Below are 2719 nucleotides of genomic sequence, written 5' to 3'. Positions count from 1 at the left end.
TGAAGTGAAGGAGCATTAAGGAGTTGACAGACTTACTGTCCCAGACCCTCTTGTGGTTGTCAAACGGTACCCGTTTGACCCTGCCTACCGGCGAGGGAGCCCCCTCAAAAAATGAGGGGGTTGGGGGAGTTTGTTAGATGGGGGCTGGGGAAGATTTCCCCAGTGGGGTTGGGCAAAGCCCAAGATTTTTCTTTGGCACGGCAAGCCGTGCTCAGCGGTAGCTGAAGAGTCCCGCAGGGCACGCTCTATTGTTGCGTAGTGACAATATAAGAGTATGTTCTCTAATTGACATCCAATTACCCTCTATGCCATGATTAGGTGAACGAATATAAGGGGGGCTGGCTCTGTGAGTTACTCTATTTTTCGAGTGCAAGGAATTAAAACAACAGGAGATCTACGAGGAATTGGAAAACATAATGCAGACAGGGTTTCATATACAAATCATGATATTGATCGGGCGAAATCAAGCGAGAATATCGAGCTCGTAAAATGTGAGGATACATATTTAAAACGATTTAATGAGATTACAAGTGAAATGAAAATAGACCATGAGAAACGTATGAAAAGTATGCGATCTGATAGACGGAAATCATTTGATCAAGCAATTAATAGTGCAAAAAATGATGTGGCTTGTGAATTTCTGTTTACGAGTGATGAGGAATTCTTTCAGAATAAATCGAAAGAGGAAATTGAAGACTGGGCGAAACAGTCTTTTGAGTTTCTTGAAAAAGATATTGGTATTACAAAAAATAAAATCATTCATGCAGCGGTTCATATGGATGAGAGAACGCCACATTTGCACGTTGTAGCAGTTCCGTTAATTCAGGCGTATGACGGACGTAGAAAAGCTAATACATGGCAAATTAGTCGTAAGAAGTTTATTGAAACAAAAGAAGATTTAGCGAATTTGCAAGATAGATATCATCAGCGTATGAATGAACATGGTCATAAATTGGAAAGAGGGACAACAAAAGATATTAAACATGCGACAGTTCAAGGGTTTAAAGAACAAACAAAATATCATGAAAATGAGGCTGTACAAGCATTAAAGAAAGCAGATCATGCAAAAGAATTGGCAAATAAATTAGTAGCGGATGTAGAAGATGTTTCGAAGTTCGATAAAATTCAAGTGCAACAAGAAACTGTTTGGGAACGTGAAATGTTTAGAAAGGTCGAGAAAGCGACAGGAAGGGTTATTCTGGAGCCTAAGAACTATCAATCTATTAAAACCCTTGCGAAAGCTTCAGATGTGCTTAAAACACAAAATAAGAAGCTTATAGGTGATAATGATCTTTTAAACAAGGATAAAATCAATTTAAAAGAAAAAATGGAACATTTAATAAAAGAAAATCAACAACTTAAGACTGAAAATCTAGAATTAAAAACGGAAAACGATTTTTTGAAGAAAACGTTGGAACGATTGAAGGAATTTTATAAAGAGAAAGTGCCTCAACTTGCAAATATGGTGGGTTATATGAAAGCAACTGTATTAGATAAGATGGGGAAAAAGTTGTTGAAGCGCCATTTTGTAGATGATAGTGAGCGTAATGGAGTTCAAAAGTTCTTTAGTGATAATCAAAAAGAGATTGAACAACAAAAGAAGGAAAAGTCATTAAGTATGAAGTCTAAAAAACGAGACCAAGACTATGGGATGGAGCGTTAAAAGAGTAGATGTTTTCAATTGATGAGGATTAAAGTTTTATGTAGAAATTTGTGGTAAAATGAAAAAAAGAAACTTTGCTGAGAACAAAGTTTCTTAAGAATTTTCCAGGTAGGAAACCACCCTAACCAAGAAAAATGATTCTTAAAATAACTATTCATATTTTATCAAACAATACACGTTTTGGGAATGATAATATAGTTATTTGTTTTATTAAATATACATAAAAAAATATTGGTTTTGGTTTCCTTCTGGCATAGTAGGAGGGTAACGGTGAATAAAATTTTAGACTTCGGACAAGCTGAAAAAAATGCTAGACAAAGAGATTTAGAGTCTGAAAGAAAACAGTATGAAAATAATTTTGGTTTTTCAAAAGAGGAAATTGAGAAGGCGATGGAAGTAATTTCTCAAGCAACTGGTGAAGAGTTGTATTTAGGAAAGAAGAAAAAACCATCATCTAAAATTAGATTTTCTCAATTTATTCAAGAAAATTGGAAGTTCTTAAGAGATGAAAAATATTTTACTAGTGAGGAAAAAGTATTTTTAACGGATTTACAATGTAATGTAAGTATGTACTCTAATGCGATCGTAGATGATGTTAAGAAGAAACTTCCTTGTGCGCTAACTATTGTAACAATTGCCGAGGTTTTGAAAACATCAAGACCAAAAGTTAGTAGAGTAGTTAATTCTTTGATTAAAAAAGGGGTCTTAGCAAAATCGATATCAGGAGATTTTAAAGATAACCAGCAAGCAAAAGATTATGTTTTGTTTGTAAATCCAAACATTATTATTTCAGGTAGTAAAGATGACGTTTCAGAACATTTAGTTTTACAATTCAAAAATGTAATGAGTAAAAATACTGTTTTAAGTAAGTTACCAATTAAATTATTTTAGAGTCGTTTTTACGGCTCTTTTTTTATTTGAATTTATTACCAAAAGTACCGTATCAAATTTGATACGGTACCGTATCAAATTTGATACGCTAATAAAAAGTATGAATTGTTTATATTACTAGTCTTAATCTTCTTTTTGTATTTATAACTATCTCACTCTATATAT

2 protein-coding genes are annotated in these 2719 nt (G+C 33.7%); both read left to right on the top strand.

Annotation, left to right across the window (positions count from 1 at the left end; translation table 11 throughout):
* The first annotated feature begins 346 nt into the window (after positions 1-346).
* Complete coding sequence (mobV, locus tag MR071_RS24860; RefSeq protein WP_242238225.1) at positions 347-1663, top strand: MobV family relaxase; 1317 nt, start codon at positions 347-349, stop codon at positions 1661-1663.
* Between the two features lie 270 nt (positions 1664-1933).
* The gene (locus MR071_RS24855; RefSeq protein ID WP_242238224.1) at positions 1934-2554 is read left to right on the top strand and encodes a MarR family transcriptional regulator; all 621 of its coding nucleotides are present in this window, start codon (positions 1934-1936) and stop codon (positions 2552-2554) included.
* Positions 2555-2719: the final 165 nt, after the last annotated feature.

It is taken from the genome of Bacillus cereus group sp. BfR-BA-01316 (assembly GCF_022664195.1).
Taxonomy (GTDB): domain Bacteria; phylum Bacillota; class Bacilli; order Bacillales; family Bacillaceae_G; genus Bacillus_A.
Note: the sequence above shows the minus strand (reverse complement) of the source record. Positions and strands in the feature narration are given on the sequence as shown.